The sequence below is a fragment of the Paenibacillus lutrae genome, from assembly GCF_009757775.1.
Lineage (GTDB): Bacteria > Bacillota > Bacilli > Paenibacillales > NBRC-103111 > Paenibacillus_F > Paenibacillus_F lutrae.
Genome location: NZ_RHLK01000012.1, coordinates 1 through 25772 on the forward strand (window position 1 = coordinate 1; position 25772 = coordinate 25772).

At 51.4% G+C, this 25772-nt stretch carries 25 protein-coding genes and 1 tRNA gene; 9 read left to right on the forward strand and 17 right to left on the reverse strand.

Annotation, left to right across the window (positions count from 1 at the left end; translation table 11 throughout):
* Nucleotides 1–176: 176 nt before the first annotated feature.
* Together EDM21_RS17795 and EDM21_RS17800 are read right to left on the reverse strand one after the other, a co-directional pair.
* Nucleotides 177–620, reverse strand: coding sequence for a hypothetical protein (locus EDM21_RS17795; RefSeq protein WP_157337691.1), 444 nt, complete (start codon nucleotides 618–620; stop codon nucleotides 177–179).
* A 306-nt stretch (nucleotides 621–926) separates the two neighbouring features.
* A complete protein-coding gene (locus tag EDM21_RS17800) occupies nucleotides 927–2132 on the reverse strand; it encodes a glycoside hydrolase family 36 protein (protein ID WP_157337693.1) in 1206 nt (401 codons plus the stop codon).
* Here EDM21_RS17800 and EDM21_RS17805 point away from each other — a divergent pair.
* Nucleotides 2100–2774 (forward strand): hypothetical protein, encoded by a 675-nt coding sequence (locus EDM21_RS17805; RefSeq protein WP_157337695.1) that lies wholly within the window; start codon nucleotides 2100–2102, stop codon nucleotides 2772–2774. The two genes, EDM21_RS17800 and EDM21_RS17805, sit on opposite strands and share 33 nt — an antisense overlap.
* A gap of 87 nt (nucleotides 2775–2861) precedes the next feature.
* Here the strand turns inward: EDM21_RS17805 and EDM21_RS17810 are convergent, their stop codons facing one another.
* The 5 genes from EDM21_RS17810 to EDM21_RS17830 form a co-directional block, all read right to left on the reverse strand.
* Nucleotides 2862–3689, reverse strand: coding sequence for a carbohydrate ABC transporter permease (locus tag EDM21_RS17810; protein ID WP_068777068.1), 828 nt, complete (start codon nucleotides 3687–3689; stop codon nucleotides 2862–2864).
* A gap of 13 nt (nucleotides 3690–3702) precedes the next feature.
* The gene (locus EDM21_RS17815; RefSeq protein ID WP_068777067.1) at nucleotides 3703–4584 is read right to left on the reverse strand and encodes a carbohydrate ABC transporter permease; all 882 of its coding nucleotides are present in this window, start codon (nucleotides 4582–4584) and stop codon (nucleotides 3703–3705) included.
* Nucleotides 4585–4647: 63 nt separating this feature from the next.
* Nucleotides 4648–5961 (reverse strand): ABC transporter substrate-binding protein, encoded by a 1314-nt coding sequence (locus EDM21_RS17820; RefSeq protein WP_157337697.1) that lies wholly within the window; start codon nucleotides 5959–5961, stop codon nucleotides 4648–4650.
* A 98-nt stretch (nucleotides 5962–6059) separates the two neighbouring features.
* Nucleotides 6060–7661 carry a response regulator gene (locus tag EDM21_RS17825; RefSeq protein WP_157337699.1) on the reverse strand — a complete coding sequence of 534 codons (1602 nt, stop codon included), beginning with the start codon at nucleotides 7659–7661 and terminating at the stop codon, nucleotides 6060–6062.
* Entirely contained in the window at nucleotides 7654–9477 is a 1824-nt protein-coding gene (locus EDM21_RS17830; protein ID WP_157337701.1) for a sensor histidine kinase, read from the reverse strand. Before EDM21_RS17830 ends, EDM21_RS17825 begins: the two co-directional genes overlap by 8 nt.
* A gap of 339 nt (nucleotides 9478–9816) precedes the next feature.
* On the opposite strand from EDM21_RS17830, the gene EDM21_RS17835 reads away from it, so the two are divergent.
* Nucleotides 9817–10773: an alpha/beta hydrolase gene (locus EDM21_RS17835; RefSeq protein WP_157337703.1), complete on the forward strand. Its 957-nt coding sequence runs from the start codon at nucleotides 9817–9819 to the stop codon at nucleotides 10771–10773.
* 74 nt (nucleotides 10774–10847) lie between these two features.
* Nucleotides 10848–12077 (forward strand): cytochrome P450, encoded by a 1230-nt coding sequence (locus EDM21_RS17840; protein WP_157337705.1) that lies wholly within the window; start codon nucleotides 10848–10850, stop codon nucleotides 12075–12077.
* Nucleotides 12078–12337: 260 nt separating this feature from the next.
* On the opposite strand, the gene EDM21_RS17845 is transcribed toward EDM21_RS17840, so the two are convergent.
* Together EDM21_RS17845 and EDM21_RS17850 are read right to left on the reverse strand one after the other, a co-directional pair.
* Nucleotides 12338–12544 (reverse strand): cold-shock protein, encoded by a 207-nt coding sequence (locus EDM21_RS17845; protein ID WP_068777062.1) that lies wholly within the window; start codon nucleotides 12542–12544, stop codon nucleotides 12338–12340.
* A gap of 126 nt (nucleotides 12545–12670) precedes the next feature.
* Entirely contained in the window at nucleotides 12671–12871 is a 201-nt protein-coding gene (locus EDM21_RS17850) for a cold-shock protein (RefSeq protein ID WP_068777061.1), read from the reverse strand.
* A 717-nt stretch (nucleotides 12872–13588) separates the two neighbouring features.
* Between EDM21_RS17850 and EDM21_RS17855 the strand changes: the two genes are divergently transcribed.
* Both EDM21_RS17855 and EDM21_RS17860 read left to right on the forward strand, forming a co-directional pair.
* Nucleotides 13589–14581 carry a metallophosphoesterase family protein gene (locus EDM21_RS17855; protein WP_157337707.1) on the forward strand — a complete coding sequence of 331 codons (993 nt, stop codon included), beginning with the start codon at nucleotides 13589–13591 and terminating at the stop codon, nucleotides 14579–14581.
* A gap of 203 nt (nucleotides 14582–14784) precedes the next feature.
* Complete coding sequence (locus EDM21_RS17860; protein ID WP_157337709.1) at nucleotides 14785–15111, forward strand: DMT family transporter; 327 nt, start codon at nucleotides 14785–14787, stop codon at nucleotides 15109–15111.
* A 289-nt stretch (nucleotides 15112–15400) separates the two neighbouring features.
* Here the strand turns inward: EDM21_RS17860 and EDM21_RS17865 are convergent, their stop codons facing one another.
* The 4 genes from EDM21_RS17865 to EDM21_RS17880 all read right to left on the reverse strand — a co-directional run bounded on the left by EDM21_RS17865 (nucleotide 15401) and on the right by EDM21_RS17880 (nucleotide 19864).
* A complete protein-coding gene (locus EDM21_RS17865) occupies nucleotides 15401–16882 on the reverse strand; it encodes a basic amino acid/polyamine antiporter (protein ID WP_157337711.1) in 1482 nt (493 codons plus the stop codon).
* Nucleotides 16883–17066: 184 nt separating this feature from the next.
* On the reverse strand, nucleotides 17067–17966 hold the full coding sequence (locus EDM21_RS17870) for an SDR family oxidoreductase (RefSeq protein ID WP_157337713.1): 900 nt from the start codon (nucleotides 17964–17966) through the stop codon (nucleotides 17067–17069).
* Between the two features lie 101 nt (nucleotides 17967–18067).
* A complete protein-coding gene (locus EDM21_RS17875; protein ID WP_157337715.1) occupies nucleotides 18068–18706 on the reverse strand; it encodes an NUDIX hydrolase in 639 nt (212 codons plus the stop codon).
* A 120-nt stretch (nucleotides 18707–18826) separates the two neighbouring features.
* Complete coding sequence (locus tag EDM21_RS17880) at nucleotides 18827–19864, reverse strand: SPL family radical SAM protein (RefSeq protein ID WP_157337717.1); 1038 nt, start codon at nucleotides 19862–19864, stop codon at nucleotides 18827–18829.
* A 258-nt stretch (nucleotides 19865–20122) separates the two neighbouring features.
* On the opposite strand from EDM21_RS17880, the gene EDM21_RS17885 reads away from it, so the two are divergent.
* Nucleotides 20123–20194, forward strand: a tRNA-Thr gene (locus tag EDM21_RS17885).
* Between the two features lie 117 nt (nucleotides 20195–20311).
* Here the strand turns inward: EDM21_RS17885 and EDM21_RS17890 are convergent.
* The 4 genes from EDM21_RS17890 to EDM21_RS17905 form a co-directional block, all read right to left on the reverse strand.
* Nucleotides 20312–20950: a hypothetical protein gene (locus tag EDM21_RS17890; protein ID WP_157337718.1), complete on the reverse strand. Its 639-nt coding sequence runs from the start codon at nucleotides 20948–20950 to the stop codon at nucleotides 20312–20314.
* Nucleotides 20951–21009: 59 nt separating this feature from the next.
* Entirely contained in the window at nucleotides 21010–21648 is a 639-nt protein-coding gene (locus EDM21_RS17895) for a hypothetical protein (RefSeq protein ID WP_157337720.1), read from the reverse strand.
* A gap of 227 nt (nucleotides 21649–21875) precedes the next feature.
* Nucleotides 21876–23093: a DsbA family protein gene (locus tag EDM21_RS17900; RefSeq protein WP_157337722.1), complete on the reverse strand. Its 1218-nt coding sequence runs from the start codon at nucleotides 23091–23093 to the stop codon at nucleotides 21876–21878.
* Between the two features lie 312 nt (nucleotides 23094–23405).
* The gene (locus EDM21_RS17905; RefSeq protein ID WP_338044019.1) at nucleotides 23406–23972 is read right to left on the reverse strand and encodes a cysteine hydrolase family protein; all 567 of its coding nucleotides are present in this window, start codon (nucleotides 23970–23972) and stop codon (nucleotides 23406–23408) included.
* A gap of 196 nt (nucleotides 23973–24168) precedes the next feature.
* Here EDM21_RS17905 and EDM21_RS17910 point away from each other — a divergent pair, with 196 nt between their 5' ends.
* The 3 genes from EDM21_RS17910 (at nucleotide 24169) to EDM21_RS17920 (ending at nucleotide 25742) form a co-directional block, all read left to right on the forward strand.
* Nucleotides 24169–24615 (forward strand): Lrp/AsnC family transcriptional regulator, encoded by a 447-nt coding sequence (locus EDM21_RS17910; RefSeq protein ID WP_157337726.1) that lies wholly within the window; start codon nucleotides 24169–24171, stop codon nucleotides 24613–24615.
* Nucleotides 24616–24749: 134 nt separating this feature from the next.
* Nucleotides 24750–25229, forward strand: coding sequence for a glutathione peroxidase (locus EDM21_RS17915; protein ID WP_157337728.1), 480 nt, complete (start codon nucleotides 24750–24752; stop codon nucleotides 25227–25229).
* Between the two features lie 54 nt (nucleotides 25230–25283).
* Nucleotides 25284–25742 carry a MarR family winged helix-turn-helix transcriptional regulator gene (locus EDM21_RS17920; protein ID WP_157337730.1) on the forward strand — a complete coding sequence of 153 codons (459 nt, stop codon included), beginning with the start codon at nucleotides 25284–25286 and terminating at the stop codon, nucleotides 25740–25742.
* The last annotated feature ends 30 nt before the right edge of the window (nucleotides 25743–25772 follow it).

A 25772-nucleotide genomic window follows, 5' to 3' on the forward strand; every position in this document is an offset into this window, starting at 1 on the left:
CTACCTTCAATGATTCTGGATAGTGTTTAAAGGTTTGTCCCTTATGCGCCATGAAAAAATGCACCCCTTAGAATTCATCGGAATAACCAAGGGTTTTTCCAATGTCTATTCTAAGGGGTGCACTTCATGCAGAGCCGGGGGGAGTTTTTGGTATAGGATGCAAGTATGTTATCGATTCAAGGCTGAGAAGTATTGATCATCGGAGGCTGCGGGGCTTGAAGCTCGTAGCCTTGGGCAATGGAGCCCTGCTTGTGAACCTTGGCGATCAGGAAACCTATCAAACCGCCGATGGCAGAAGCCGGGATGCCGATGGTCCCCATTCCGAACATGCTGGCAAACAGGACTTCAAAGAGTGTGAGCCCGGATTCAGGCAGCGCATAGGCGACAAGCCAGGATACGGGATGGATCAGAAGAGCGACGGATACGCCTGCCCAGATGCCTTTTTCTACCGTAATTTGCTTGACTTTATGAAGGACAGATGTCCATACGACGAGCGCAACGACAAAGCTTGAGACGGTGACAACGACAGTAAAAGAGAAACTGAATTTCAAACCGACCGATAACAGCCAGGCCAGTAAGGAATAGGTGCAACTGTACAGCAAGCTTTTGAATACGTTCATTGTGATCACCCTGTCGTTTTGGTTTAATGGGTTGCAAACGGTCTCTTCCGAGATAAGGCAAGGCGTCTATTAACTTGGGCGACATACGACTTTACGAGATAAGTATACATCAGAACAGGCAGATCTGGAACGGGGGAATGTGGAGATTATTATTATTTTTTTGTGAAAAGAAGGGCCTTTGTACCTGTCTCATAGGCGGCGAAGCGCAAAAACAAAAACTCCCGCGCTCTGAATGTTAACAGAAGGCGGGAGCATATCGAACCAGGGGGACTGGTTAATCAAGCCGGGTACAGTTAATTATCACAATTAAAGCAGAATAATCAGGCCGCCGGGAGGCACTGGCAATGAATGCAGACCCTGCGTGAATGATACCACCTGATAAGCCGCTACATCGCCCTTGCAGTCGAGAACGGTCATCTTGCGCTCTCCGGTATCCGCAGCAAAATCAGCGGCAATCCGGTTCTGCAGGGTTCCGTTTACCAAGATGAAGGAGTCTCTCGGGAGCTCGCCGACTCTCACAATATGTTCGGCGTAAACGGCTGTAATGGTTTTGTGTTCAGCAGCCGCAGTTACGACCGGATAGAGCATGTCCGGCGATAACGGTGTGAGCTTGCCGCCGAGCAGCACATCCCGGTTGGTCATCCAGAAGCGGAGCCAGAAGCTGACCATCTGCTGGTGATCCTCCGGTAGACGGTCCAGCAGCATGGAGATCTGCGGCACCGAGAACAAGGAGTTGATAAGCTGCAGCGCAGCGCTCTCTACGGGTTCTTCGGGGTTCCACATCAGCATGTCCGAGTGAACCGCGGTATCTCCGCTCAGCAGCCGGATGTCGATGGAACCGATCCGGTTCTGGCTGGAGTTGTTCGGGCAGTCCGCAACGCGGAACATGTTGCCGTACTTCCTCATCAGCGGGCCGATGTACTTCTGCCGGAACTCGATGATGATATCCGGCTTGATGCTGCGCAGGCGCGCCATGATGTCGGTCAGCAGGCGGTCGACCGCTTCCGGTACGGAATCGTAATCTCTTCCGCCGCCGAGCGAGTCTTTCATCTCCTCCGACAGGTTGAAGGAGTCGACGAAATCAAGCTTGAAGCCGTCGAGATCCCAGTCGCGCAGAGCCTGCTCGTAAGTGCCGATGAGGTACTCGCGGACTTCCGGGAAGCGCGGGTCGACCACGGCTGTGCCATCGGTGCCGTACGTATCGATGAACTTGTTCTCGAACTTCCGGTAAGCGCCGGAATACGGGCCTACGAACGGTACGGAGTACCACAGGATGTATTTCAGTCCGGCTTCGTGCACCTTGAATACATGACCCTTCATGTCGGGGATGCGCTCCGGCGACACTTGCCAGTCGCCGCAGTAGGCGTAGCCGCGCTCATTGCTCGTCGTCTGCCAGCCGTCGTCGACAATGACGGCTTCGCAGCCGAGCTGCTTGGCGAGGCGGCACTGCTCTTCGACCTGTTCGGGTACCAGCTCCTGATGGAAGCTGTACCAGGTCGAGTACATCGGCATCCGGGCCGCCGCCGGAACCGGAGATGGCTCGCAGCCGGGCATCGCGGCCCACCACTCGCCGACTTCCCGCAGGCTGTCCGCGTAGAACAGCTCGCGGGTGTCGAGCCGGATGACCGCTTCGTACTCGGTCATTGGCGGGCTCGGCTCCGTAAAGAGCTGCAGCAGGCACTCGAACTCGGCGGTTTCCTCATGGATGCCTGCGCGCATTTTGTGCGGGCGCAGCGCATCGGAGTAGGCGACGGTCAGACGGTTCAGACCGTTCAAATTGTACAGGCTGTACACGGGCGCAAGAGAAGTGGCTTTCGAATCGAAAGCCGGGCTGAAGTCGATGCGCAGCCCTTTGTCGCGGTTTGCGCCCGGGTCCCAGTACCCCTGGATATCGACCGCGGGATGATTCCAGCGGATCTGAATATCGCGAGGGGCCAGGGGAGTGTCCGATTCCATGCGGAGCCGGATAAGCTCGATTTCCCCTTCGCTGGAAAAGGGAGTCAGGGAGATGCGGAAGCCTTCTCCTCCCCTGACGTTCATGGCGTAAGTTCCGGTAGCGTAGGTCATGAATGTTCCTCCATGGTGCATGTGATGGTAAGGCTGCCTGGAGAGTTTGCCAGTCCATTGCAGCGTGTTTTCCATATTCTCGCATAATTAATCCCGATATTGGGAGCGCGCTTTGCAGCTATCCAGTATCGCCGTTCTTCATAGGCTGAATCTTACAGGCTTTATTTGACTGCCTTATCCTTTGACAGCCGAGCTGACGGTCAGTGCTTTCTCTACTTGTTCGGAGAACACCAGGTAGATGAGCAGTGTCGGAATCGTTGCAATCATCATTACAGCGCCCATTGCGCCCCAATCGGAGCTGAACTGGGTCTGGAAGTACAAGAGTCCGAGCGGCAGCGTTTTGAGTGTTTCTTCACTGATCATGACGAGTGCCATCAGGAATTCGTTCCAGGCGAACAGGAAGACGAAGATACTGACGGATGCAATCGCAGGTATTACGAGCGGCACCATGATTTTGAAAAAGATCGTATAAATGCTGGCCCCGTCGATCTCGGCCGATTCTTCGATTTCGTGCGGTAGCGAACGGAAGAACGCATAGAAGATAATCGTAGCAAAAGAAAGCTGGAACGCCACATAAGGCACAACGACCGCCAGGTAGCTGTTCTGCAGATGCAGCGTGCGCTCGATAATAAGCAGCGGAATCAGGATGATCTGCATCGGGATGAACATGCCGATCGTCACATAGGTGCGTGCCGCACCCGCGAATCTCCATTTCATACGGGCTGTCGCATAGGAGAACATGAGCGCCAGTACTACGGTACAGATCACGGTAGCGATGGAGACGATCAGACTGTTTTTAAAATATAAGACGAGATCGAACATTTTGAACGCATTTACATAGTTTTCAAAGCGCCATACTTGGGGCAATCCATATACGTTCGTTGAGAAAATTTCCTCATTGTTTTTAAAGGAATAGAACAGCAGCCAGACCAGAGGATACAAGCTCACCACGACAAAAGCGGAGAGGGCTGCATAAACGGCAGTTTTCTTAAAAGTTTTCATGATGGCCTCCCTCCTAATAGCTGATTTTTTCTCTGGCGATAAAACGGTTGATCAGAATCGTGAACAGCAGGCATTCCAGTACGAGAATGGTCGCCGATGCGGCCCCGTACCCGTATTCGTTCGCGCGGAACGCGGCTTTGTACATCATGAAGGTCAAGGTGTAGGAAATATTGCCCGGGCCTCCGTTGGTCATGACGAACATGTTTTGGAACGCATTCAGACCGCCGGTGATAGCGATGATGAGACAGAACTTGTACGTTTCGCTGAGCAGAGGAATTGTGATGCGCGTATGTTTGATCCAGGATGTAGCGCCGTCAATAGCGGCGGCTTCGTATAAGTGCTCGGGAATCGCTTTGATCGCGGTGTAGATCAGAATCAATTGAATCCCGAGGTTCTGCCAGGCGTTCGTAAAGGCAATCGCCCAGATGGACGTGTGCTCCCCGGCCAGCCAGGATTGCTGGTAATCCAGTCCGAGTGAAGCGAAGATGTTATTGAGAAGCCCGCCGTCCGCATTATAAATGGCAATCCAGAGCTGCGAGACGACGACACCGGACAGAACGACCGGCACAAAGTAGGCTGTTTTGAAGAACTTGCGGCCTTTCAGTCTGGCATTGGACAGGGCAATCGCCAGAATGGTTCCAAGCCCGATCTGGTAGACAACTAGAACGAGTGCGAAGATCAGTCCGTTTTTGACGGACACGAAGAAATCAGGGTCATCCATCAGACGGATGTAGTTATCCAGACCGTTAAAGATCGGGGTGCTCAAGCCGTCCCAATCGTAGAAGCTTTTCTGGATCGTTTGAAGAATGGGAATGAAGACAATCACGGTAAATACCAGCAGGGTGGGAACCGTGAAAACCAGCAGCGCCAGATTGTTTTTGAATTTTGTGCTCATGGTTTCCTCCTTTTAAAAACAGGTTATCCCTCTGCAGGATAACCTGTTTTTATTTCTACCGAATTATTTGCGGGCTAACTCAAGCGCTTTGTTCATGTCATTGATATAAGCGTCTGTTTTACGGTCGACCAGGAACTTCTGGGTGTTGTCTTCTACGGAAGTCTTGAACTTCGCATTGGACAATCCCCAAGGGAAGGTGGTCATCGTCTTGAAGTTAGCGGAATCTGCTACGTATTTCTTCTGAAGAGCACCATGTGGTGTGTTAGGCTGTGGAGCGTCTTTCAGAATCGGGTTAGGATCGCCGAGCAGCATGATTCTTTGCTTTGCAAATTCAATGGAGAACAAGGCTGCGTATTTAGCTGCGATATCTTTGTTCTTGGAGTTTGCCGATACCGCAAATCCCTGGTTGAACCCGCCGCCGCTGACATTCCATTTCACGGCTTCCGCTTTGTCTTTGTCTGCGAAAGGAGCGTAGATGATGTCTACATTGTCGCCCATGGCCTTGGTGATATCGTTCATCGCCCAAGCGCCGTTCAGGGTCATAGCCGCTTTACCGGAAGTGAACTGCGCGAGCGCATCTTCCCAGTTGGTGTTGAACGCGCCGCTGCTCAGCAGGCCGGCTGCCGTCAGTTTGGACAATTTGTCCGCTGCTTTGGTGTAAGCGGCATCGGAGAAAGTGCCTTGTCCGCTTTCAAGCTTCTTCAGGCCGCCTGGTTCTTCGCTGACAATAGCCATATCCATCAGCTGTACGCCGGGCCATTTTTCTTTAGCAAAGAGAGAAAGCGGAGTAATGTTTTTAGATTTGAACGTTTGTACGGCTGTCAGGAACTCATCGTAGTTGGCAGGAACTTTGACGCCGTTATCTTCAAACACCTTTTTATTGATGAAAATCAGGGATGCCCACTGGCCGACGTTAGGTACTGCGTAGGAGTGGCCGTCCTGGTCCCAGAGAAGAGTCTTGGACGTTTCGTTCAGCTTCTCTTCGATTTTGTTTTCTTTGATTACGTCGTCAAGCGCAAGAATGTTGTTGGATTTCTTGAATACGTCAATCAAACCGCTGGATGCGAAGAAAATGTCGGGCAGATTGCCCGCCGCCGCATACGTTTTGATTTTCTGCTCATCGTCTTGAGCCGCTACTTCAAAATCAACATCAACTTCAGGCATAACTTTCTTCAGTTCGGCTTTAGCCGCGTCATAGACTGGAATGTTTTCTCCACTGTATTGGGCGTAGAACTTCAGTTTAACCGCTTCGCCTGTTTTGCCGTCTGTTCCGGTGCCGCCGGAAGACTTGTCATCGCCGTTTCCGCACGCTGCAAGCATCAGCACAAGTGCCATGGCAAGCAGCAGGCTCATTCCTTTAACTGCTGTCTTTCTCATCCCTAATCCCCCTTAGGTGTACGTTCATCTGTTGGTGCAACACTTATTCTATAGGAAATAGGCCTTTTACAGCATGGACAAAACGGCACTCATTTGTACTATTCGGACAGTCTGCTCTTGCGGGTCTCGTATTCACTGGGCGAAAGACCTACATGCTTCTTGAAGGTCTTGCTGAAATAACCGGGGTCGCTGTATCCGACCATCTCGGAAATATCGGACAACCGGATATTATTTCCCGAACTGAGCAAATCTTTGGCTTTCTGCATGCGGACTTCTGTGATGTAATCGTTAACACTAAGGCCAAGCTCGTTTTTGAAAATTTTTCTCAAATACCGGGAGTTGATATACAAATGGTTGGAGACCTCTTCCACCTTCAGCTCGTTATTCTTGTACTGCTGGTCAATATAACTGCGAGCCAGAGAGAGCAGCTTGGCTGATTTGGACAGCTTGCCGCTGCCGGATGCATTCATCGTCGCTAGGTACATGCCGGAAAGCCATTCGAATGTGGATTCGAGGGACGGCTTGTTGCGGATTTCGCGATAAGGAAGGAAGCCGCTGCCGAATACTTCGTCGACCGTTTTTTCCACCTCATAGATATGAGTCAGACACAAGGAAACAAGACCGGCGAGGATCATGTACGTGTAGTCCCCCGACAGGTTCCGCTCCCGGATATAATCGTAAATTTCGTTCAAATCGGCCTGTATGCCGTCCCAGTCATGCAGCCGGAGGTGAAGCAGCAGATTCTCGTTAATTTCACTTGGATAAAAGCCGATGTTGGCCGTTCTGGACTCAACGGCTGAATAATCAATCACTTCATCCCCGCTTAGAGCCATCCGGTTCTGCAGAGCCACGACGGATTCCATGTACGATTCGCGGATGGAGGCGCAGCCGGCTCCGGGATTGCCCAGGCCCACCGTCACATTAAATCCGAAATGCCGTTTGATAAAATGGTACAGCTTCCGGAACGGATCACGCATCTGCGCGGGCATCTGCTCTTCGGATTCGGTCATCATGATCGAGATGACTCTGCCCTCAGGGCCGTTAAAAACGAGGTGGCTTCCTTCTAAATCGATGAGATCACTAAGCAGATTGGCGATAATGTATTTACGAAAGCGGAGTTCGTTTGCATCAGGAAGCTGGTCCTGCGTGTGCACGATTTCAACGGAGGCCACCCGGAAATAATTCAGCTGTGCCGGAATGCCGAACAGCTCAAAGTTCTTATGCAGCTCCTCGCCGCTGCTATATTCGTCACTAATCAGGGAGTTGAGGAAGCTCTCGCGAATCAGGAGATGGTCCGCCTGTTCCCGGTTCTCGCGGTGTTTCCTTTTATCAAGCGACTCCTTTACTTTGAGCAGGGTCACCAGCAGTTCCTCTTCGGTAAAAGGTTTCAGGATATAATCAACCACCCCCAACCGGATTGCCCTGCGGGCATACTCGAATTCGCTGTGGCCCGTTACAAGAATAACGGCCAGATGGGGGTGGTTTTCCCGGACCCGCTCTGCGAACGTCAGACCGTCCATGAACGGCATATTGATATCGGCGAAAATAATATCGGGGGAGTGGGTCTCTACGAGCTCAAGGGCTTCCAGGCCGTTCTTAGCTTCCCCGCATATTTCAAATTCATAGGAATCCCAATGGATCGCATGCCGCAGGTATTTGCGGAATACGGCTTCATCATCGGCAATAACTACTTTATACATCTGAGCTGCCTCCTCTTTTGACAGGTGAGGGAATCGTGACGATCACGTCCGTTCCTTCGCCAGGCTCACTTTCGACTGTGATTCCGTACTGCTCTCCGAAATATAATTGAATCCTCTCGTCTACACTCGCCAGACCGAACGAAATTTTCTCTTCCTGGGGCCGGTTTAGTAAGGCAGCCAGACGCTCCGGCGCAATCCCGACTCCATCGTCCTTAATCTCGAAAATAGCCAGCTGCCCTTCCAGCCGCCCCTGAAGAATAAGCTTCCCGAAGGTGCCCTTCTCCTTCAGGCCGTGGTAGATTGAATTTTCAACCAACGGCTGAAACGTTAGCTTGGGAATCAAATAGTCCATCAGTTCTTCGGGCACATCGATCTGGAAATCAAACGTATCGGAATAGCGTGTCCGCTGGATAAGCAAATAATTGTAGACATTCCGGATTTCTTCCCGCACGGGTATGATTTCTTTGCCGTTGCTTAGCGCGATCCGGTAGAAGTCGGCCAAGGCCTTGGTGGCCCTGCTGGCCTCATCCGGTTCGCCGGATTTGCAGAGCACATAGATCAAATCGAGTGTGTTATAGAAGAAATGCGGCTTGATCTGCTCCTGCATCAGAGCCAGCTCCAGCTCCCGCTTCTTCTTCTGCTCGACCTCTACCTTGGCGAGCAGATCCTTCACCCGTCCGATCATGAGATTGAAGCCGGAGCCAAGCATCCCGACCTCATCGGAGGTTTTGACTTCGATCGGCCCTTCGAAATTGCCGTCCCGAATCCGGCTCATGTTCTTGGTTAGCTTAATGACGGGACCCGCAATAACGCGGGATAAGATAAGCGCCCCTGCCAATGCCAGCAGAACACAGACCAGGCCGATGATGATAATCGCGGCGGATACTTTGCGCGTATCTTCGGTCAAAGCCTTGAGCGGGGTTTCGTTAAACAGTTTCCAGTCCAGCTTTTGAAAATCCATTGCGGTGACAAGTCTGTCCTGGCTGCCGACTGTTCTAATCTCCGCAACGGTCTGTTCGGACTTGGCGAGAGCTGCAATATCCTTATCCTCAATCGGCTGCAGGATATTCTTCTTATCGAGGGAGGAGACGATCACTCCTTCCCGGTCGGCGATGTAATAGTCGCTTTGTTTCACGGGGCCGATTGTGTTATAGACCGAGGAGAGAGCCTGTTCCTTAATGTTGAGGACAAGGACGCCCAGACTATCCATCGATTCGGTGTCCAGAATATTTTTGCCGAGAGTAAGGACGGGCTGGGTCTTATCCGAGACCAGGTAATCCCTCACCTGCAGCGGGAACCATAAATGCCTGCCGTTGGATGCCCCGATCTCGCGGAGCAACCGGCTTTCCAGTGCCTTATCCAGTCCGGCTTCCATCTGCCTCTGGGTGCTGTAGATCTGATTGCCTGTATCAATGAAGGCAGCCGATTCTATATCCGGGAAAGTCATCAGAGCGAACTTCAGCTTGTCCTCAAGCTGCTGCCGGTACACGAGCTCATCGGCCTCCTGAGGACCCTGGCTTTCCGGCTGGTCGGGATTGGGCTGTTTGGGCGTGCGGACGCCGCTTTTATTCAGCTCCATCATAATCATATTTGCGGAGCTCTCCGCATTCGTCAGAATCATATCGATCCGGGTGACAATCAGCTTGGATTCGTCCAGTACATTCTTTTTGGTTTTTTCTATAATGCTCTGCGTATACACATAGTAAGAAATAAGACCAAGTAAAAATAGCGGGATGACGACAAGCGGAATAAAGATAGTCATTATTTTATTTTTAATGCGCTGTTTGCGGAACCAGCCCGTTAATTTGGCTTTCATGAGGTTTAGATCTCCTTGTTTACCTTTGTGGGGGCCTTATTGAACAGGCACGGTGGCTTATAACCTGCCATGTCGTGTTATTTTAGTATAGTTGATTTAGCTGGCTTCATGCGACCCATATCGTCAATAACCGAGTTTTTTCAACAAATTCTAGCAAAGTTAATTAGGGTTTATCTTCTTTAGACCGGCTTGGAGTGAGGCGGTTTGTCAGTTTGCATTTTAATGGATAATATCAGAAAATTTGACTTTGGCTTCCGGCTCTTTTACGATTAAAACAGGATAAAGTTAGGTCATTAAACTATTCGATAATGGAACTATTTAGAGGAGAGCAGGTGGACCATGCCAGTAGAGCCGCGAATCGGATTTATGCTGAAGCAAATGAATGCGGCCCCGCAGCCCGATTATGAACAGTTGTCTGCGGATGAACTCCGCCGGAGTAAGAATCCGGTCTATGTGTCTGAAGAGGGGAGAGAGGAAGTCAAGCAGGTCGCGGACCGGGTGATTCCTCTTGAAGGCCGTGATCTGCCCGTCCGGGTATATACACCGGAAGGAGAAGCGCCCTATCCGGCGCTGGTTTACTATCACGGAGGAGGTTTCGTGTTGGGCAGTATCGATTCACACGACTCGATCTGCCGCAACTTGGCCAACTCTGTCCGCGCGGTTGTCATTTCGGTTGACTACAGGCTCGCCCCCGAGCATAAATTTCCGGCAGCGGTAGAGGACGCTTACGAATCCCTGCTGTGGATTGCGGAGCATCCCGATGTATTCGGTATCGACTCAGCGCGCATGGCTGTAGGGGGCGACAGTGCGGGAGGCAACCTCGCGACAGTGGCCGCTATCAAGGCCAGGGAAGCGGGCAAGCCAGCCCTTCTTTATCAGCTGCTCTGCTATCCGGCCGCAGGTTTCGAAGAGGAAGATCCCGCTTCTCTGCGTGAGAACGGGGAGGGTTATATTCTGACTGCCGGCATGATGGAATGGTTCTCGAAGCAGTATTTGAACAAGGAAGAAGAAAGCCGGAACCCGTATGCGTATCCGATTCATTTTCAAACAGAGGATTTGACGGGTCTGCCGCCTGCTATGGTTGTGACTGCCCAGTATGATCCGCTGCGCGACAGCGGACAAGCTTATGCGGAGAAACTGATGAACGCCGGAGTAGAGGTCGTCTATAAGAACTATGAGGATCTCGTGCACGGATTTATGAATATGCATCAGCTTGTGCCGCGCACTCAGGAAGCGCTGAATGAAATGGCTTCCCAGCTCCGGCTGGCTTTAGGAACAAACGGGAGATTTAATTGACGTATGCTATCACGACGTGGATGCCGGTCTGTGCGGAAGGTTACTTTTAAGAAGAAAAACGGAGGCGATCTGGAATGAATGAATTGTTTTCCATCGATTTTCTGAGAAATCCTTACCCGACTTATGCTTATTTACGGAGCAACCAGCCTGTTATGTATATGGAACCTTTGCAGACATGGTCTGTGTTTCAATACGATCACGTCAAAAGTGTGCTGTTCGATCACGCGAATTTCTCCTCCGAACACCGGCTGAAGCCTAAGGACGGACCCGCTCCGGGTGCCGGGGGGGATCATGTAGACAGTCCGGACAGCAGTGCAGGCGGCTTCAGTCTGATTACGCTGGACCCGCCGCGGCATACCCAGCTCCGCTCGCTTGTCAGCAAGGCGTTTACGCCTAAGGCCATAGCCGCGCTGGAGCCCCGGATCGTCGAACTGACCCATGAGCTGCTGGACAAAGTCAGCGCCAGCGGTGAAATGGATCTCATCGGGGATTTCTCCTACCCGCTTCCGGTCATAGTTATTGCAGAGATGCTGGGTATTCCGAGCGAGGACCGTGAGCAGTTCAAGCACTGGTCGGACGAAGTGGTGGCCTCGGCCGACAACTTCGCCGGAGAGCAGAGCAGCGAAGCGGCGGATGCGCGCTCGGCTATGGATGATTACTTCCGCAGCATCATCGCAGAGCGCCGGCTGAACCCGCAGGATGACCTGATCAGCGCCCTGATTGCTGCAGAAGACTCGCAGCAGCAGCTCTCGGAGAAGGACATCCTGTCGTTCTGCGCCCTGCTGCTTGTGGCCGGGAACGAGACGACGACCAATCTGATCGGCAACGCGGTACGGTCGCTGCTGGACCATCCGGACCAGCTGCAGAAACTGAGAGAGCAGCCGGAGCTTCTGCCGTCTGCGATTGAGGAGGTGCTCCGCTACCGCTCCCCTCTGCAGGCGATGTTCCGTACGGCGGCGCGCGATGTCGAGATCGGCGGCCAGAAGATCCCTGCCGGCAGCCGGGTCGTGGCGTGGATGGGGGCCGCCAATCACGATGAGCAGAAGTTCGAAGATGCCGGCACCTTCGACATCACGCGCAGCCCGAATCCGCATATCGCGTTCGGGCACGGGCTTCACTTCTGCCTCGGCGCGCCGCTTGCCCGCCTGGAGGCGAAGGTTGCGCTTGAGGCGATCCTGGAACGCCTGCCGGATCTTGCCCGCGCGAACCAGGAGCCGCTGACGCCGGCCCGCGGGTTCATCGTGCACGGCGTCAGCAGCCTGCCGCTGACGTTCACTAAGACGCCAGCGCGAGGCGGGAGCTAGGGCGGGTGTAATCCCGCAGGGGCGCGGCGGGGAGCGCCGATTGTGATTATTCTTCAGCCGCCTGCTGCAAGAGATCGGATTCCGGCTGTTAACAGGGTATCACAATTAGCCTAACCGTTTATTCCAGTCAGACAGGACGGACAGGACAGACAGGTCAGGCGGGACAGACAGGTCAGGCCGGAATAACGGACAGCAGCATCAAAAAAAACGGAGGCCGGTTGGCCTCCGTTTTTGCGGCATTAAAGAAAGACGGCCCGGCTTTACGCCGACCCGTTGTGATTATGATTCGTAAGAATAGGAAGCATTTTGACCTGCTTCACCATCTCGGATTTACAGATCGGACAGAGGGGTACTTCATTAAACGAGAAGTTTTCCCGCATCCAGCACACACAGCTTTCTTGGCTGCAGGCCCAAACGGCAATTTCTTCTTCTGGAACAGGTTCCATGTTCTTTTTGGAATAATGCATAGTGACCCTCCTTCATTTCGTCGGCCTACTTCTATAATACGCAAGACCGTACGTGAACTTGACTGCCATGAAAAAGAACTGCCTAATCCCAGGACAGGCAGTTCCTTCTATAGATTGTGTAGTTGCTTATAGTTTAACAACGTTCTCAGCTTGCGGTCCGCGGTTGCCTTGAACGATGTCGAATTGTACGCGTTGTCCTTCGTCGAGTGATTTGAAGCCCTCACCAGTAATTGCGCTGAAGTGTACGAATACGTCTTTGCCGCCTTCAACTTCGATGAAGCCAAAACCCTTCTCTGCGTTAAACCATTTTACTGTTCCTGTTTCCATTCTTGGAAAACCTCCTAGAAATTTAAAGATTCATTCGTATCGGTTTAGGAAAAAAGTTCACACATTACAAAGTGTACCCATTCCTGCGTGATATCCTTTGTAATATGTGAACTGATTTCTAATCTTATACGAATAACTCATTTTACCATATATTTTGTGTTAAAGCAACTTGCCGGGGATTCTCCGAAGATAATCCTTACAACCCGGAAGCAGGGCTTCGCATGCCATAAACCCTTGATATGAAAGGATTTATAGCTTTTTCTCCCCGAGTGGAAATGGTCGTATCCAATGAAACATTTTGAAAATGCTGGTATACGGTGGAAAAGAGCAGCTGGTAAAAATCAAGCGCCCATTTAACCGGCTTCGTATCACCGCATAGGAACAGATCGACATGAGAAAATAAAGGGAGCGGACATACGGCTGCCCGAAACGGCGGAAATTCTGATCGTACCTGTCACTGCCGTATGAGAGGTGCCGACCAGGCGGCGATTCATTGAAACGGCTTCAATTATTTCCGATACGTTTCTCCTTTGTGCAGAGCGGGTACTTGTACTTCTAAGGAATTTTCCATTTTAGAGGGAGAAAAGGTCGTTTGCATTCAAGGTGCATCTAAGGCCTTTGTGCGGCGGATGTCCGTCGTTTGTATAAACCTTTCATCACTTTTAAAGGCCTTGAATGATACGACGCTTTCTTCCGCCATAAAAGGAGGGAATGTGTATGAAGAAAAAAGCAAGTTTATCCCTGCTGATGTCAGCCAGTCTGCTTCTCTTGACCACCGTTCCCGCAAGTGCGAAACAGGAAATGATAGAAGAACCGAAACTGTCTTTTCCGGTTATCAGCGATATTCACGTATCGGTTGACCACCCGGAATCTCAAAGTAAATTTAAAGCGGCTGTGGAAGATCTGTACCGCATTGACCCGGACGCGGATGCGCTCGTTATCAACGGGGATTTGACGAATGGAACAGCCAGGGATTATAAACTTTTGAGCGAAATATGGAAGCAGGTACCGCTGCCGCCCCGGACATTCGCCAATATCGGGAATCATGAGTTTTACTCGTCATGGCTGAATAAGGATGGCGACTGGAGTCCGGATTCTTTTCCTAATAAAGTATCGGATTCCGATTCCATTCAAAGCTTCCTCAAATTTGCCGGAGAACAGAAAGTATACCGCGAGGAAATGGTTGGCGGCTATCCATTTCTCTTCCTGGGCTCGGAGAAATACCGGCAATCGGATCCCAGTATTGAGGAAGACGCCTACTTATCGGATGAACAGCTGGACTGGCTGAAAGATCGGCTGGCAAGGCACGGTGAATCGGCCAAGCCGATTTTTGTCTTCCTTCACCAGCCTTTGCCGGACACAGTAGCGGGCTCCTCCGTCAAGTCTAACCAAAGAGCCGTTGTACAGCATAAGGAACTGAAAAGTATACTGTCTGAGTATCCCGAGGTTATTTTCTTTACGGGCCATTCACATTGGGAACTGAATCAGCCGAATACGCTGGTGACGGACGGATTCACAATGGTGAATTCCTCTTCAGTTGAGCGGCCGTGGTCTTCTGATGGCAACGGCGGGGAGAAACAGCTCGGAGAGGAAGAAAGCGAAGGTCTCTACGTAGAGGTGTATGAAGACTCGGTTTCTATTAAAGGCCGCGATTTTAAGGAAAAGAAATGGATTACCGAAGCACAGTATACGGTCCCTATCCGGAGATAATTTCAGCTTCAGGGGGAATCGGGCGGAACACGTGATAGAGAGAAGACAGCAGCCTTGTCAGTGGAAAGATCGGGACAAGCTTGCCCCTATGAGATACATAAGGCATCGGCCAACGGCCGGTGCCTTAGCTTTTTTAAGCGTGCGCGTGATTCAGCTTGTGCAGTATAATGAGGAGAATAATCGGAAGCAGGGGGATTGGATGAATGGGGTATCTGTATTTGGCCATTGCGATTATCGGAGAAATTATTGGCACCACCATGCTGAAATATTCGCAAGGATTTACAAAACTGCTGCCCAGCGCCGGGGTGATCCTGGGATACGGGTTTGCCTTTTACTGTTTGTCGCTTGCGCTTAAAACGATTCCGCTGGGTGTGAGCTACGCTATTTGGTCCGGAGTCGGAACTGCTCTAACAGCGATTATCGGGTTCCTTCTCTGGAAGGAAAAACTAAGCGCTGCGGGAGTGGCGGGGATTGTCTTCATTATTCTGGGCGTCGCGCTGCTCAATATTACTAGTAACACACACGCGTAATGAGGGGATAGCGGCTGGAGCGCCCGGCAAACGAATCGGCTGCCTCTGAATACTTCTTCATTCAATGATCGAGGTTGCAGCTCTTCCGTTTCTCAGCCAGATGGCGATAGAGATGAAGGACCTGTTCTCGGCATTCCGGACTGAATAGGCCTGCCGGTGACCCCGGCTTGCCGGGCGGTTACATTGTGCATGCCTGCTTACGCCATAAAGAGGCTGCTCCCAAGTCATCTATGACTTAGGAGCAGCCTCTTTACGCGTCTTTGCAGCTCGTTCGCTTTATCTTGCCGGCTCATGCATTTCCTGTAATAAACAGGTAGGCGGAGTAGAGGGCAAGAACGACGATCGCAGAAGCTACGAAGGCTTCCGCCGGCCTGTACATGGAGATCGGGCCGCCTCTATGGGTACCGGAGAACGAATAGAAGAGCAGGCCAAGCGCGTACAGCATACAAACGTAGAGCAGATTGTTTATACCGGACGCATAGAGCAGGAACAGGGAGTAGAGAAAAGCCGTACAGCCGAATACCAGTTCACGCTTGCGCACGGATGACCATGCGCCGGAGGCTGCATCCGGCAGCTTATCCGCTGTCTGTCCGTAAGCTTTGCCGCTCAAGGCCATCTTAATTAGAAAGAGGGCGGAGAGAAGATACGGCAGCAGGGCAGCGGTAGTCGCCACCAGGTAGAGCGCTCGGTAAGTTGAGGATGCCAGGACCACGAGCAGCAGGAACAGCTGCACCGTACCTGTCGTCATCCACAAAGCGGCAGAGGGGGCTCCCTTGCTGTTCTCGCGGGACAGCCAGCGCGGCATAATGTGCCGCTTGGAGGCTACGAATAACGTCTCCGCCGACATGAGTGACATGCCGAGCAGTAGCCCCAGCAGGGAGACGATCAGACCTGCGTTGATCAGCAGAGCCCCCCAAGGCCCTGCCGCCGCTTCGAGCACATAAGCGGCAGACGGGGTCTGCAGTCCCGCCAGCTCTTCTCTGCTCATCACTCCGTAGGAAAGCAAAGAGAGCAGCATGTACAGGACGAGTGTGCCGATCAGCCCGATAACGGTCGCTTTGCCGACATCGGACTTGCGCTTGGCGCGTCCTGACAGGACGACTGCGCCTTCGACGCCCAGGAAGGCCCAGACGGTTACGAACATGGCCTGCTTAATCTGGCTTCCCACATCAGCCAGTCTGACCGGTTCGTGTGCGGCAGATACCGCAGTCGTCCACAGATCCGCCAGGAATGTCGGAGAGTGGAAGAATACAGCCGTAATCGCGATGAAGACAAGCACAGGGATCAGCTTCGCCATGGTAACCGCGATATGGACGGAAGTCGCTTCTTTCATACCGGCTAACTGCAGGGCATGAAGCAGCCAAATGACAACGGAAGCCAGGAAAATGGCAAGGAGATTGTTGCCTCCGTCAAAGATCGGGACAAAATAATCGAGCGCCCCGAAAAGCAGCACAGAGCTTGCCACGATCGTAAGCATATTAGCAAGCCAGTATCCCCAGGCGCTTATAAAACCGACAAAACGGCCGAACCCCGTCTCGGCATAACGGACGATTCCATTATCCAGATGAGGCAGCCGATTAGCTAGACTTTGAAAAGTAAGGGCGAGCATAATGACTCCGAGACCAGTTAGCATCCATCCGATCAGGGCCGCGCCGCTTCCCGCATCCTGCGCCATATCGGCGGGCATGCTGAAGATTCCGCCCCCTATCATTGAACCGACGACTAGAGAAATGAGCGGAAGCAAACCGAGTTTGCGCGGTTCGTTAGACATTTAGAAGGACTCCTTTATTGCACCTTTTGTATACCTGTGTTGAGTACAGGGTTGTATTATAGAGGGTTTAATCGGATAAAGCAATGAAGGATAAATGGCATTTATGGAGCTGCATGATACGATCAAAAAAGAGCGCGGGAGCTGTCCTGCACTCTTTTTCCCAAGTGGACTGCCAGCCTTCAAGCTAAGTAGTGATCATTCCTCCGCCGTTGACGTGGATAGTCTGACCGGTCACATAGCTGGAATCATCGCTGGCCAGATACACATAAGCGGGTGCCAGTTCAAAAGGCTGCCCTGCGCGCTTCATAGGCACATCCGTCCCGAATGTGCTCACCGTCTCGGCCGAAAAGCTGGAGGGGATAAGCGGTGTCCAGATCGGACCCGGCGCGACTGCATTTACCCGAATGCCCTGCTCGACCAGAGAGAGCGCGAGTGAACGGGTGAAAGAGACAATGGCGCCTTTGGTCGACGAATAGTCGATGAGATCCTTCTTACCCTGATAAGCGGTAATAGAGGCGGTGTTTATAATAGCGGACCCGCACGGCAGATGAGGAAGCGCAGCCTGGGTCATGAAGAAGAAAGGGAATACGTTAGTCCTGTACGTGTCGAGCAGCTGCTCCTCCGAGATGGCCAGAATACCCAGCTGCGGGAACTGGACCGCGTGATTGTTAACGAGTATATTCAATTTGCCGTAAGCCGCCAGCGTCCGCTCAACCGCTTCACTGCTGGCCTCTTTACAGCGCAAATCCGCCTGGATGAGCAGACAGCGGCGTCCCAGCTGTTCGATTCTGGCCTTGGTTTCCTCGGCGTCGCTCCACTCATAGAGGAACACGATAGCCAGATCAGCGCCTTCTTTGGCGAAGGAAATCGCAGCCGCGCGTCCGATGCCGCTGTCACCGCCTGTAATCAGGGCGACCTTATCCCGCAGTTTGCCGCTGCCCTTGTAATAAGGATTCTCAGAGATGGGCCTGGGTGACATGAGGGATTCTATTCCCGGCTGGCGGGCCTGGTGCTGCGGGGGAAAGGAGATCGGCTTCTCTTCACAGACGGTTTCTTTGCCTACATAAGGATAAATGGGATACATGACAAACCTCCTGGAACACATTGTTGGAACTCACTTATATAGCAATGTATTCCGCCCGCCCAGAAGGGTGCGTAATTCGCCGGCATCCCGGCCCGGCTGCATCAAAGCTTGCGGAGCATGTCCAGGACACGCATATAGTAATCGTCCGGATGGGGAACGAAGTGCTCCTTGCGCAGGATGCGGGCAGTGTGGACGGGGAGTCCGGCAGCCGCTGTACCTGCGGCTGACACCCCGCGGATTTCGATCGAGTCCACCTTGCCCTCGAAAAGCGCTGTCAGCTGCTGTAAATCCGCTTCGTAGAGTCCGGCGACTTCTTCCTGTTGAAGCTTGTACGCCGTTAGCGGAAGATCGCTTGAATAACCGAAGACATGACAGATTTCCCGGTCGATAAAAGGCTTGCCTGACACGATACCCCGCGCTTCATAACGGGTCGTGAACAAGAGTGACAGAACATCAAAGCTTACGGCAAGCCCAAGCTCCTCTTCGAGCTCGCGCGCCGCTTCCCGGATCGTTTCACCGGCGGTCATGTGGCCGGCAGCCGTTATATCATACAAATCCGGGAATGTGTCTTTGGTAGACTGGCGCTGCTGGAACAAGACCATCCGCCGGTCGCCCTCGGGACGAACGAGCCAGCAGTGAAATGTCTGGTGCCAGTATCCCTTGGCATGTACCTCTGCCCGGGGAGCTGTGCCGATATGGTTGGTTTCTTCGTCATAGATATCGAATATTTCCTGGTGCATGGAAAATCCCTTCCTTCTAACGTTCTAACGTTGCTGGAATCTAAACGAAATATATCATATAAATCCGAAGGAGGACCACTCCGGGCGCATGATAGATCGGATTCATCCAGACTGGCACATTCAGAATGCAAAATAGAGCTGCGTCGGCGGTTCACCCGCTTCACGGGCTGCTCCGGCATGACCCGGCTCTTGCTCCAGCGGCAGCCATGGGACCTCCAGCGGGGCCGGGCGGCCGGCCTCACGGACTGAAGCGGGGCGGTAAGCGTCTTGGCTGTCCGCCCGATCTTCGTCCTCTTCCGCAGCGCCAAGCCCATACCGCTGCCTGAGCCCGTCGATATAGTGCTGGACGGGTTCGCGGTATTCCCTGGGCGCGTAGGCCGACTGCTCGTAGAGCTTGGCATATTTGCCCGTGAGATGAGGATAGTGCCGCCGGATAGACTCGAAGAACCATACCTTCACCTCGGAGGCACTGAGCCGGAGGTATGAGGTCATCACAAACCTCGCGCCGCTCTCGGCAGCGGCTGCGAAGAGGGCTTCAAGCTCTTGCTGCCCATCCGTTATATAGGGAAGCAGGGGAGCCGCGAAGATGCCGGCGGGAATACCGGCATCTGCAAGCTCGCGGACGGTCTCCAGCCGTTTGGCAGGGGAGGGCGCCCCCGGCTCAAAATTCCGCCAGACGGCTGTATCCAGCGTATTCAGGCTGATATTCACAGAAGTAATCCGCATCCGCCGGAGTAGGTCCAGATCCCGCAGAATCAGCGGGGAGCGGGTCGTGATGGACACGGGGACCGGATAATCCGCCAGCACCTCCAGGCATCCGCGCGTCAGCTTCGCCCGGCCCTCGGCCTGCTGGTAAGGATCGGTTGCCGTACCGATTGCGATGCGGCCTAAGCCGGCCAACCCTTTGCGAGAGCGTTCCGCTTTGCGCAGTTGTTCCCGCAGCGCCTCGGGGGCGTTGGTCTTCATTAGAATTTGCCGCTGGAACGTATCGTCTCCGTTCATCCCGAGAAACGAATGCATAGCGCGGGCATAACAAAAGCTGCAGCCGTGCTGACATCCGCGGTAAGGATTGATTGAGTGCTCAAACGGCATAGAGGGCGCTTTGACCGGATTAAGTACTTGTTTGGCTTTCACTTCTTCATATTGGACAGGATTCATCGATTCAGGAACCTCCCGTTGACAGCTGATTTACAAATAAGAACATATGTTTCTATTTAGTGTATCATACATGCGTCAGCCATGAATACCGTCTCTTGCAGAATGAGACTCCCCCAATAATATCCATAGCCTAGAGAAGGCTTGTCCGATCCTGTAAACGGGAGGCGAAACAGGTCGGATCGGCGCTTGACAAAATACGCAGACGCATTGTATTCTAATACAGGTCGGTTTTGGCCGGCATTATTTGTAGCTGAATATGCTGGTGTAGCTCAGGGGTAGAGCAACGCACTCGTAATGCGTAGGCCGGGGGTTCAATTCCCTTCACCAGCATTTTTATAAACTTATGAACTTGACACTAACGCGGTTTCTCGATTAACGAGGAGTCGCGTTTTTTAACTGTACGATCCTATACCAAATGCCCTGCCGGAGAGACCGGCAGGGCATTTTTTATTTGGACCCGTATTTAGAGAGCACTTCTTTCTTCAGGGTATTAAATTGGCCGACTTCTCTTCCTACATAATCAAGCTTATCGAACTCCTGCAGCGTATACTTTGTCGTTTTATAATCGCTTTCCTTAGCAGGCTGGCTGATCGTTAAATCGAATTTCCCCTGGTACAGACCTCTAATGGCGTAGACCCCCTCGGGTGATTTAGCTAAGAAGAGCATATATTTCCCGCTTGCGGTCATGTTTTTATACCCTTCCGTATTTACATACATCCCGTCCTCCATATAGCCCGGTTCATACACGGTAATGATGTCCCCGGGATTAAGATCTCCTTTAAAGGACTGGTTTACTTTCACATCGACTTTACCTGCCGCATCAATCTTATGGCCATTCTGAGTGAATTCTTCTACTTTAGCCGTGGATACAACTTGGGCTTCTACAATTACTTTTGAAAAAGACTCCAATTCTTTAAGATCTTTATATACCTTATAGTCGGCTTGAGAAGTGGATAATAGAAATCCCTCCTGATTAACGGCTTCTTCAGATTGCATACGGGTTGGCGGGTATTGGTTTACCGCTGCATAACTTCCTGCTAGAAGCAGGACCAAGCCTGCTGCGTATAGCCATTTTCTATTAAACAAAGTGATCTCATCCCCTTAAAATAAGTTACAAACAATAAAGTGAGCAATTTTAATTTGATTTAGTATTTCCACTTCACATTTTGTTCATCAGCCCAACTAGGAGCTAACATTGAAAACTGTCCTGTTATCATTACAGAATCCCAAACTCCGTTATTGGAAGAAGGTGGGGATTGATGAGCCAGTTTCATTACATGCCCCCACTCGTGTATAGCTGTCTTTAAACGTTCATTATCACTGTACAGGAGTTCATCCATAATATAGTCGTTTAGAAGAACATGTGCCTTGTAGAACGGCGTTTCAGGTCTTAAATAATCAGCATCCGGAACTTTGCTTCCATTGCTATAATAGGCTTGCATTAATCCGGAATAGTCAGCCCATGTATAATAACCAGCAAAAGCACGAGTGTCGGCACTTTGGTAATCAAATACTCTCCCATAACCTACATCTGCATCAGTAATTTTATCCCAGCCATTTCTTGCGCTTTGATTAATCCAACCGTAACCAAGATCGGTGACACTCTGATCTACATAATGTTTCATGTCAGCATAAACGTTGGTTGGGAACCCTTTACATGGCCAAAATGCTGCATCATACATGGCTGCAGCTTGTGTGACATTTGACATGTTAAAGAAAGTGAGTGAAGCAAGTACAGCGCAAACTGGAAAAATATTTAATTTTTTTTTCGTGATGATATTCATAAGTACCCCCTTAAGTGAAAAATTATACTGGTTAAATTTTATGCACTAGAAATGCATATTATTTTCTATCTTTCATAACGTGAAAAATATTCCAAATGTTGCATTATTTATATTTTTTTATAAAAACCTATTATTTTTCAGTAACGCGCAGGAGAACGGACAAAAAACGTCTGCGGGATCCACAGACGTTCCGTCATTTTGGAATAGGAGTTAAAAATTAGCAGCAGTCAAAACGGGCTCTTACCGAGAGCCTCATTAATCATAGCCTTGATCTCCTTACTCATTTCTTCCTTACTTTTATCCGCCGTAACATCAGGCAGTTTGCGTCCATTCACAAAAAACGCCGGTGTCTCTTCAGCTCCCATTAACAGCGCTTCATTATGATCGCGCGATACCGCATTGTAGACACTGACGGTATTCAGTTCCCGCATGACCCGGTCAGCATCAATCCCCGGCAGATGGGTCTGGATAAGTGTCGCGAGGTTGGCGGAACTCCAGCTCGCCCCCCGCCGGGAAGCGATTTCCCGGAAATATTTCTGGAAGGAGGGAGGGTTCTGTCTGAATATGGCTTCTCCCGCGTAAGCAGCCGTTTCCGAGTCCTCCAGAACGGGATAATGAATGAAACGGAAGCGTAACTCGTTATTCATGACGGAATCTTTGAACGCTTCATATATTTCGTCATGAAGCTTGAGGCATTCGTTGTCCGTAACGGCGCAAGCTTGCGCGATTTCTACCTTAGCCGCAGGGCTGCCGATGATTGGACGTCCAGCGGAGGGGGCAGGGTCTTTCAAGTCAAGGAGTTCCAAAACCGCATTCCGGTTGTCTTCTTTATACCGGTTAATCGCTCTGGCTTCCGCAAGATCCATAGGACGGACTGTAACCGGGATTTTTTGTGCTTGAATTTTCTTTTTAGCGGTACTGATTTCTCTTTTATCGACCCATATAAGGGTAAAAGCCTCTGCTTCTTTGGAGAAGAATGTGGACCGTATTTGCAAATGATTGGATTTGCCGCCGGACATTCGCGGCTCGAATGCCACTTGGCTGACGGAAGACCATGGCGTGAGCTTCTCCCCGCTCCAGAATCTGTTTACGTGTATGCCGTCCTTATCCAGGTACTGGTAGGTGAGCAGGCTGAGTACAGATATTGCAGCCACTGCCGCATAAGTACTTAGCAGGATTGCTTTACCTCTGCGTGATCTTCCCATCCACCAGCCCAGCATGACCAGAAAAACAATCAGAAATGCGGGCAGGACATTAACGGTTGAATAGAATGCCCACCCGTCTTGAGGGAAAAAGAGCCGTTTTTGCAGCCAATCCAGTATGTAGTGAAGCACGGCTAAACCAGCCATGAATAGAAGGACCTTTAATAACTGGGCCCAGAAGCCGGGTTCTTTTATTTTTTTGTACCCGGCCGGAAGTTTCTTTCTTTGCCGTTTTTTTCCCATCTTGCCTCCCCCTTTTTTGGAGCCTAGGTTTTTCCGGGCTTCCTTACAGGTATTGTTACGATTCATTCATGTACAGGTTTCTGCCGTTAGTATTTCTTGCTTTAAAAGATCAGCAGGATTGAAGATCTGCTCTGGCAATCATAAACCTCCTAAATGATTTTGTAACAGCCGATATAGGAAAAAAATGGGGAGAGCGAAGATTTAAAACCGACATGTTTCGAACATTTCGTGTGAGGTCTTATAAAAGAAAGGCAAACATCCGATAAACGGGTAGAATGCTGCTGCAAGCGGCAGACAAGCGTAAGCCGGATTCTAGATAGCCGTCTTATCTGCAGCCTGGATAACGGCAGCCGTATCCGAAATTACAGCAAACTCTTCGTGAAGATTCGCAAGTGTCATCGCATGAATATCCTCGGCCTTATAAAGTTTGCCGTCCGGACCGATCCGGTCAAAAGTTGCGGCGGCATCCGATACGAGGATGGTAGGAAAGCCCAGATTGCCTGACATGCGCGTGGTCGTCTCGACGCAGTGATTCGTCGTAAGTCCGGCGGTAACCACACAGTCGCAGCCCAGGTGACGAAGCCGCTCTTCGAGGTCTGTGCCGATGAAGCCGCTGTTCACGGATTTGCGGAGCACCAGTTCACCCGGCAGCGGCAGTGCTTGCTGCTTAGGGAGGACGGCTTCGGAATGTTCACGGAACAGGGAATCCGGGGATACGCCGATATGGTGGATATGAATGACGGTCCGCCCGGTCCGGCGCCACGTATCGAGAAGCCGTGCGATATTGGCTTCTGCCTGAGGATTGTTTCTGCGGCCGTAACGCGGATGGTCAAATGCTCTTTGAACGTCAATAAGGAGAAGGACGGCGTTGCTGCTGATTAGCATACTAAAACAGCTCCTTTCATTTCTGCTTATATTTTACGTGGCAAAGCAGGGATGGAACAGATTATACTGAAAGGAAATGAATGTCTCATCCAATTCTTTGTAAGCCGCTTGCGATAATAACTTAAAAATTGAAGGTCAGGGAAAACTAGCAGAAAATTTCACAGCAGATAAAGAAAAGGGGGAGCTAGTTTTGGATCACACAGATCATAATATATTAGCCATTCTTCAGGAGAACGGACGCATCAGCATGACGGAGCTGGGGAAAAAGGTGGGGCTGACCTCACCTGCCGCAGCGGAACGTGTCCGTCGTCTGGAGGACCGGGGGGTTCTGACCGGGTATCGCGCCTCTGTATCACCCGATGCTTTGGGTAAGACCGTCGTAGCCTATATCCTGATGGAGACGGAACATTGCAAAAGGTACGTCGAGTTCGTGCGGACGGTTCCGGAAGTGGCGGAGTGCCACAGAATTGCGGGTCCTTACAGCTATTTGACCAAGATTATCACGAGTACTGTAAGGGACCTCGAACTATTTATCGACGCATCCATGCAGTATGGCAAACCGACCACGCTTGTCGCTTTGTCATCGCCTTTGGCGCATGCGCCCATACTGCCGAAGCTGGAGCAATCGGTCTTATAAAGGATCTATACAAAAGGTTCTTAGAACGCACCTTAATTTGACTTCCTCCCGTTATAAACGTATATTGGTTTCAGACATTTTAATTTTGCGCAATTTAAATTGGATCAAAATGGATAATTCGGGAGGTTAAGAAGATGGGTGTATATGAATACAAGGCTCAGCGGATTAACGGAGAAGAACAGTCGCTTGCCGATTACGAAGGAAAAGTCCTATTGATCGTCAACACGGCGAGTAAATGCGGATTTACCCCCCAGTATAAAGGACTTCAGGAACTTTACGACCAATATAAAGACCGGGGTTTTGAAGTGCTCGGCTTCCCCAGCAATCAGTTTATGGAGCAGGAGCCGGGGACAGCGGAGGAAATCGAGCAATTCTGTCAAGTGAATTACGGTGTTACCTTTCCCATGTTCGCCAAAGTCGATGTAAAAGGAAAGGATGCCCATCCTTTGTTTGACTATCTGACCAGCCGCACAAAGGGGATTCTGTCCAAAGAGGTAAAGTGGAATTTTGCCAAATTCCTCGTTAACCGCTCCGGAGAAGTGGTAGAACGGTTCGCGCCGACCACGGTCCCTGCCAAAATCGCGGATGACATTGAAAAGCTTCTGGCTGAATAAAGAAACAAGTTGCGGTATAGCTTCACTTGACCTGTAAAGTAAGGATGATCTCAAATGAATTCAGAATCCAGACATAAGCTGGAGAATCAGCTTTGTTTTGCTCTCTACGCTTGTTCGCGCGAAATTACGCGGATGTATACACCGCTGCTGGACGAGCTGGGTGTCACCTACCCGCAGTATCTCGTTCTGCTGGTGTTGTGGGAGGAAGGGGAGGCGACGGTTAAGGAGCTCGGAGAACGGCTCTTCCTCGACTCCGGTACCTTGACGCCGATGCTGAAGCGGATGGAGGCGTCCGGTATGCTTACCCGGACGCGGTCGAGCCTGGATGAGCGCAGCGTCGTCATCCGGCTGACGGATCAGGGCCGGAAGCTGGAGAAGCGCGGCGCCTGCATACCGGACCAGCTGCTCACCCGTGTTGACGGAGATCAAGAGGAGGCGGACCTGCTGCTCAGGCAGGTGCGCGGTCTTCTCATGACGGTCAACAAGCTGAACCGCAGCGCCAAAGACTCTTGATCTGGCGGGAGAACCGCCGTAAGAGCCTCT